Origin of the sequence: Snodgrassella sp. ESL0253, from assembly GCF_013344965.1 — a bacterium.
Lineage (GTDB): Bacteria > Pseudomonadota > Gammaproteobacteria > Burkholderiales > Neisseriaceae > Snodgrassella > Snodgrassella alvi_B.
Window position 1 is genome coordinate 135,260 of sequence record NZ_JAAEDQ010000006.1, and the last position, 6,192, is coordinate 141,451.

Here is a 6,192-nt window from a genome sequence, read left to right on the forward strand (position 1 = left end):
TAAACCTAATTAATTACCGTAAAAGGAAAAATCATGGCCGTGATTATTAAAAATGCAGAAGAAATTGCTGCAATGCGCGTTGCAGGCCGACTGGCTGCCGAAGCGCTCGACTATATAGGCCAGTTCATCAAGCCAGGTATCACCACCAACGAAATCGACAAACTGATACATGATTACCACATCAACGTTCAGGGCGGCTATCCTGCACCATTAGGTTATGGTAACCCACCATTTCCCAAATCCTGCTGCACTTCCGTTAACCATGTTATCTGTCACGGCATTCCCGATGACAAACCATTAAAAAATGGCGACATCTTGAACATCGACGTCACCATTATCAAAGACGGTTTTCATGGCGATTCCAGCCGCATGTATGCAGTCGGAGAAATCAGCCCACAGGCACGCCGCCTGATTAACATCACCCATGAAAGTATGATGGCCGGTATCTCAGTAGTTAAACCGGGTGCCACTCTGGGAGACATTGGCTATGCATGTCAGCAGGTTGCCGAAAATGCCGGATACTCCATGGTACAGGAATTCTGTGGACATGGCGTTGGCCGCGGTTTCCATGAAGAACCACAAGTGTTGCATTATGGTCGCCGCAATACCGGCTTAAAATTACAACCAGGCATGATATTCACTATTGAACCAATGGTTAATCAAGGTAAACGTCAATTACGTATCTTAAGCGACGGCTGGACAGTCGTAACCAAAGATCACAAACTCTCCGCACAGTGGGAACACGAAGTATTGGTCACCGAAAATGGTTACGAAATTCTCACCATTAGCCCTCTAACAGGTAAACCTTAACCCCATAAAAAAATAACAAAATTTTACATTAAAACGTCATTAAAATCTGATTTAAGACAATAAATATTAACCCGGTTTAATTAAAATAAATTTGTATTATTTTTGAAACACCATATTTTTATCAACCAGCAGCAATATTGTATTGAATGTAAAAACTATTGTGATAATATTGAAGTCCATAGATAATTATGCATATTGGTCTAACATTAGTCACTACTTTTAATGACTAAACTTACCAAAATAATTAAATATTTATGAATGATCATATTAATTAATTCTACTAACACATAGACAACTTGTTTTTAAGGTATAACAATATGAAAGCTTTTAAACCTATCAACAATGTGCGCGAAATCCGTAAAAAACTTGGTCTAAACCAAATCGAGTTCTGGAGTCAGGTTGGCGTCACTCAATCAGGTGGTTCCCGTTACGAAGCTGGCCGCAACATTCCGAAACCAGTTCGCGAACTGGTTCGTCTGGTACATGTGGAACAGCTGGAATTGAGCAAACTCAATCGCGCAAACATGGAAGTGGCTGAACTGCTTAAAAACGAGCATCCCGAAATGTATCAACAGCTGAAAGCAAAAGCAGAAGGAAAATAACCCTTTCTATTAGCTTTCTCACTAAAGCTCCGTACCAGATTCTGGACGGAGCTTTTTATCTTGTTTATTAAAAATTCAGCCCTATAATAAAGCCCAACAAATTAATCAGGATTTATCCATGACACACACAGCATCTACCCTGATGCCTTTTTTTGGTCTCATCCGGGTAAGCGGCGAAGACCGCGCCTCATTTCTACACAACCAGCTATCCAACGACATAAACCATCTGCCAGCAGGTCAGGCCTGTCTGGCAACCTACAACACAGCCAAAGGTCGTGTAATAGCTAACATAGTGGTACTTAACAGAGGAGAAGACATCATCCTGATTGCCGCCGCCGACCTGTGCGAAACATTACAAAAAAAACTACAGATTTACATCATGCGCAGCAAAGTTAAACTGGAATGCATGGCTGAATGGGGTTCAGCTGTCAGCGTACCAACCAGTACAACTACATCAGCAGAACCAGCACAGCCACAATATGTCTTATCAACCACCCAAACAAACCAAATCTGGCATATAACCCTGCCAGATAACTCCACTATCCAGATTGGCAAAATCAGCCAGCTACCTCCATTCAATACCGAAACAAGCAAAACATGGCAGACACATCAAATCAACAGTGGTAATCCGTGGATCAGCGCAGCCACCACAGAAACCTGTGTAGCACAAATGCTTAACCAGCAACTGATCGGCGCAGTCCATTTCAAAAAAGGCTGTTATCCCGGTCAGGAAATCATTGCCCGTGCTCAATACCGCGGTCAGGTAAAGCGCGGACTTGCACTGCTAGAAACCACCAGCACACTCTCCGCTGGTGATATCATCAACGATAGCAACAACGAAGAAGTCGGCCTGATTGTCAATCAAGTACAACAAGGAGCAATCACCTTAGCTCTGGCTGTAATCAAACACAGCGCTGCCGAAACCCAATTACAGTGTTTTAACCATCCCATTGCCACAAAAAAGTGCTTTTTTACCACAGCTATTACTGAAAATACCTGAAACAGCAAATAACCACCCGCCAGCAGATATTTCTTCATACCAACTGCTGGCAAATATATTGAATAATGAAATACAAAAATGAAAATGCATATACGAAATAAATATTACCTCGTTCTAGCTATTTTCAAATACCGGCTTTATGCCAACCATAGCAGCCTTACCACCATTTAACCCCATCCATCAAAAGCACTATTTCTACCCATAAACCGCACAAATAACAGATTTTATATCAACCTGTGCTACAATATATCCTTTACAAGACGGCCACAGCCGTCTTGTTTTTATTGTTTGCAGAATACAAAAAATCATGAGTCAGATTGCCCAGGAAGCGGCACGCCGCCGCACATTTGCGATTATTTCCCACCCGGACGCCGGTAAAACCACCCTCACCGAAAAACTATTATTGTTTTCCGGTGCCATCCTCTCAGCCGGTACCGTCAAAGGTAAAAAATCCGGAAAATTTGCCACCTCAGACTGGATGGAAATCGAAAAACAGCGCGGCATATCCGTAGCCTCGTCCGTCATGCAGTTCGATTATCGCCAGCATGTCGTCAACCTGCTCGACACACCCGGCCATGAAGACTTTTCTGAAGACACCTATCGCGTACTTACTGCAGTAGACAGCGCCCTGATGGTGATTGATGCAGCCAAAGGCGTAGAAGCACAAACCATCAAACTTTTAAACGTCTGCCGCTTGCGTGATACCCCAATTGTCACCTTCATGAACAAATACGACCGTGAAGTGCGAGACTCACTCGAATTACTTGATGAAGTAGAAAATATCCTACATATCCGCTGTGCCCCGATTACCTGGCCGATTGGCATGGGCAAAAACTTCAAAGGTGTATACCATATCCTCAATGATGAAATTTACCTGTTTGAAGCCGGCGGCGAAAAACTACCACACCAATTTGACGTCATCAAAGGCATCAACAATGCCCGTCTGGATGAACTCTTTCCCATAGAAATACAACAACTGCGTGAAGAAATTGAGCTTGTACAGGCGGCCTCAAATGAATTTGATTTAGACGCCTTTCTACGCGGCGAACTTACCCCCGTCTTTTTCGGTTCAGCCATCAATAATTTCGGCATTCAGGAAATCCTCAATGCCCTGATCGACTGGGCGCCAGCGCCACAACCACGCGAAACCCTCGAACGAGTGGTCGAACCCACCGAAACCAAATTCTCCGGTTTCGTATTCAAAATCCAGGCAAATATGGATGCCAAGCACCGCGACCGCATTGCATTTTTGCGTGTATGCTCCGGCGAATTCACCCGTGGCATGAAGATCAAACATCTACGCTTAAATCGCGATATTGCAGCTTCCAGCGTTGTTACCTTCATGTCACATACCCGCGAGCTGGTCGAAGAAGCCTTTGCCGGCGACATTATCGGTATTCCCAACCACGGCAATATCCAGATTGGCGACAGCTTTACCGAAGGTGAACGTCTCACCTTCACCGGTATTCCATTTTTTGCCCCTGAGCTATTCCGCGCCGTACGGATTAAAAATCCACTAAAAATGAAGCAGCTACAAAAAGGTTTACAGCAGCTGGGTGAAGAAGGTGCCGTACAGGTATTCAGGCCACACAACGGCGGCGACCTCATACTTGGCGCCGTAGGCGTATTGCAGTTTGAAGTAGTCACAGCCCGTCTGGCTAATGAATATGGCGTCGATGCCGTATTTGAATCTGTCAGCATCTGGTCAGCACGCTGGGTATCCTGTCCCGACCGGAAAAAACTGGCCGAATTTGAAAAAGCCAACGTACTTAACCTCGCTACCGATGCCGGTGGCAACCTCACCTACCTCGCCCCCAACCGCGTTAACCTGTCGCTTACCGAAGAACGCTGGCCAGATATCCGTTTCCATGAAACACGAGAATTAACTGCCCAGATTAACGACTAAACGCACTAAATTGTTTTCAACAAAAGCAGCTTGTCTAATAAAGAACAAGCTGCTTTTATTTTTATAAAAACACCGCAAAATCAAATTGGCTTCACATAAATCATAAATTCAAAATACAATAATTAGATCAAATAAAAAATACTTGTATTAAATAAAGTTCTATAAATATTTTAATACAAGTAAAATGAGCTTAAAATCCAAAATTTATTTTATCAACACTAATTAATAAGGGATGGAATATGATAAAAGATCCAAAAATTGCTGGGGAAATTAGCAATTTAATGCTTAACATAACCACTGAACTAAACCAATCACTATTTAAAGTACAAGATTGCTGTTCCAAAGACGAATTTATTGCGTATAGAAGAATTGTTGGAAAAGTAATGGGAGAAATATTTTTCTTTTTAGATCCATTATTCCGTGAACACCCAGAACTCAAACCAAAAGAGTGGGATTAATAAAGTTAACTATTTATTATTACTTCTATAGGCTTTCTTTTATCAGCTATATATTTTGTCTTGTGTGCTGATGATGCTCAGTTTTCCGCTGGCGTTGGCATCGATGTGGTTGGCACTGGCCTGAGCGCTAATCAGGCTGAGTTTGTCTGACTGTAAGGTGGTATGGCACCTAGATAGTTTTTACCGCTCCAAAAATTATCCCCGCTACTGTGGGGATGGTTGTTCAGTCAGGTATTTTAGCAAGTAGTCCGTTAACCTTATCTTTATCTTCTGGATGAGATTTTAGATATTTCTCGACTCTATGAAAGCTGTATGAATTAGTGTAGCCATTCTACCTTGGGGCTGTACTATTTTAAGAGGTAATTATAGCATGATATCCCCATCCTAGATTTTGTATATTTGTCGGTTAAAGATGACGATTAATCTTGCTGCTCTATTTATTACATCCTTTTAGATATGTTTTCCCTATAAAATTTCTCTAACTCTTATTTAAAATGTTTTTGATGTCTTCTTAATTTGTTGGACACACATAGGATTGGGATATTCCCACTCAATAGTATATTGTTTTGGAGGCAATTCAGTTACAGTTGGATCTGGATTAAAATTATTAGAGTAGTAAACGAATATAGATTCTTTTCCTCGACAGCCCTGATTAAAACCTAATTTTTTACTATTTTTATCTATTATACTATACATTTTTTTAATTCCTTCATCATCAGTACGTTTAAATTCAAATATGACATAAATTTTGCTTGTAGGACCTCTTTTTGTGTTAATTATATTCTTATTATTCAATTTGTATGGCCAAATTAAATCTGGTAACTGCCTCATCATTATTGCTTCCTTTTCATCATTATCTAGCTCATATCCAAACTTTCCATTTCTAATTCCCCATTTTGCATATCCGAACAAAAAAAACCATAATATCATAACAAATATGAATATAAATGATTTATATCTTCTCCAAAAAATAGCTAATCTTATCATTTTAATACCTTTCCAATAGGAATCATATTTGAATTTTGGAAACTTCCAGAAGTAGAAACTCCTGTTCCTATACCAAATTCAAATGACACTTTTCCTGGCTTTTTCTTTCCCTTCTCAATTGTATCTGGAGTTTTATTTGTTCCGATACAAGCAAAATAACCACATACATTACCACCAGAAGAAGTTCCTGCTAAAGTATTATTAATCGTTTTGCCTAGATTAGCTTTTTCAATACTGGATAAGTTATTCATTATAGTTCCAATAGAAAGTGAAGCTCCTGCAGATGGTCTTGAGATAGGAGCTGTAAATACCCCATAGTTAGTACAAAACTGACGTAGAAAATCATGCTGCTTGTTTTAGTGTTTTATACTCAATCGGCGTCATATTATTTAGTGCTTCATGAGGTCTTTCGGTGTTATAAATGGTTAG

Annotated in this window: 8 protein-coding genes and 1 pseudogene; 5 read left to right on the forward strand and 4 right to left on the reverse strand. The window is 40.7% G+C overall.

Features of this window, described 5'->3' with window-relative positions; all coding sequences use genetic code 11:
* The first annotated feature begins 30 nt into the window (after positions 1–30).
* The 5 genes from map to GYX26_RS06840 all read left to right on the forward strand — a co-directional run bounded on the left by map (position 31) and on the right by GYX26_RS06840 (position 4,776).
* Positions 31–810: a type I methionyl aminopeptidase gene (map, locus tag GYX26_RS06820; protein WP_100089971.1), complete on the forward strand. Its 780-nt coding sequence runs from the start codon at positions 31–33 to the stop codon at positions 808–810.
* Positions 811–1,127: 317 nt separating this feature from the next.
* Positions 1,128–1,412, forward strand: coding sequence for a DNA-binding transcriptional regulator (locus GYX26_RS06825; protein WP_100089972.1), 285 nt, complete (start codon positions 1,128–1,130; stop codon positions 1,410–1,412).
* Positions 1,413–1,530: 118 nt separating this feature from the next.
* On the forward strand, positions 1,531–2,412 hold the full coding sequence (locus GYX26_RS06830; protein WP_174828630.1) for a folate-binding protein YgfZ: 882 nt from the start codon (positions 1,531–1,533) through the stop codon (positions 2,410–2,412).
* Positions 2,413–2,719: 307 nt separating this feature from the next.
* Positions 2,720–4,318 (forward strand): peptide chain release factor 3, encoded by a 1,599-nt coding sequence (locus GYX26_RS06835; protein ID WP_174828631.1) that lies wholly within the window; start codon positions 2,720–2,722, stop codon positions 4,316–4,318.
* A gap of 239 nt (positions 4,319–4,557) precedes the next feature.
* Entirely contained in the window at positions 4,558–4,776 is a 219-nt protein-coding gene (locus GYX26_RS06840) for a hypothetical protein (protein WP_174828632.1), read from the forward strand.
* 42 nt (positions 4,777–4,818) lie between these two features.
* Here GYX26_RS06840 and GYX26_RS11695 read toward each other — a convergent pair.
* The 4 genes and pseudogenes from GYX26_RS11695 to GYX26_RS11700 form a co-directional block, all read right to left on the reverse strand.
* Positions 4,819–4,926: pseudogene (locus GYX26_RS11695) on the reverse strand (hemagglutinin repeat-containing protein); the annotation flags it as partial.
* A 339-nt stretch (positions 4,927–5,265) separates the two neighbouring features.
* The gene (locus tag GYX26_RS06850; protein ID WP_174828633.1) at positions 5,266–5,763 is read right to left on the reverse strand and encodes a hypothetical protein; all 498 of its coding nucleotides are present in this window, start codon (positions 5,761–5,763) and stop codon (positions 5,266–5,268) included.
* Positions 5,760–6,014 carry a hypothetical protein gene (locus tag GYX26_RS06855; protein WP_174828634.1) on the reverse strand — a complete coding sequence of 85 codons (255 nt, stop codon included), beginning with the start codon at positions 6,012–6,014 and terminating at the stop codon, positions 5,760–5,762. Before GYX26_RS06855 ends, GYX26_RS06850 begins: the two co-directional genes overlap by 4 nt.
* Positions 6,015–6,105: 91 nt before the next feature.
* Positions 6,106–6,186, reverse strand: a complete 81-nt coding sequence (locus tag GYX26_RS11700) for a transposase (protein WP_141670356.1) — start codon at positions 6,184–6,186, stop codon at positions 6,106–6,108.
* Positions 6,187–6,192: the final 6 nt, after the last annotated feature.

What these genes read in the sequence shown, in the direction of transcription:
- GYX26_RS06825 (WP_100089972.1), top strand. Translation starts at nt 1,128, where the DNA reads ATGAAAGCTTTTAAACCTATCAACAATGTGCGCGAAATCCGTAAAAAA.
- GYX26_RS06830 (WP_174828630.1), top strand. Translation starts at nt 1,531, where the DNA reads ATGACACACACAGCATCTACCCTGATGCCTTTTTTTGGTCTCATCCGG.
- GYX26_RS06835 (WP_174828631.1), top strand. Translation starts at nt 2,720, where the DNA reads ATGAGTCAGATTGCCCAGGAAGCGGCACGCCGCCGCACATTTGCGATT.
- GYX26_RS06840 (WP_174828632.1), top strand. Translation starts at nt 4,558, where the DNA reads ATGATAAAAGATCCAAAAATTGCTGGGGAAATTAGCAATTTAATGCTT.
- GYX26_RS06850 (WP_174828633.1), bottom strand. Translation starts at nt 5,763, where the DNA reads ATGATAAGATTAGCTATTTTTTGGAGAAGATATAAATCATTTATATTC.
- GYX26_RS06855 (WP_174828634.1), bottom strand. Translation starts at nt 6,014, where the DNA reads ATGAATAACTTATCCAGTATTGAAAAAGCTAATCTAGGCAAAACGATT.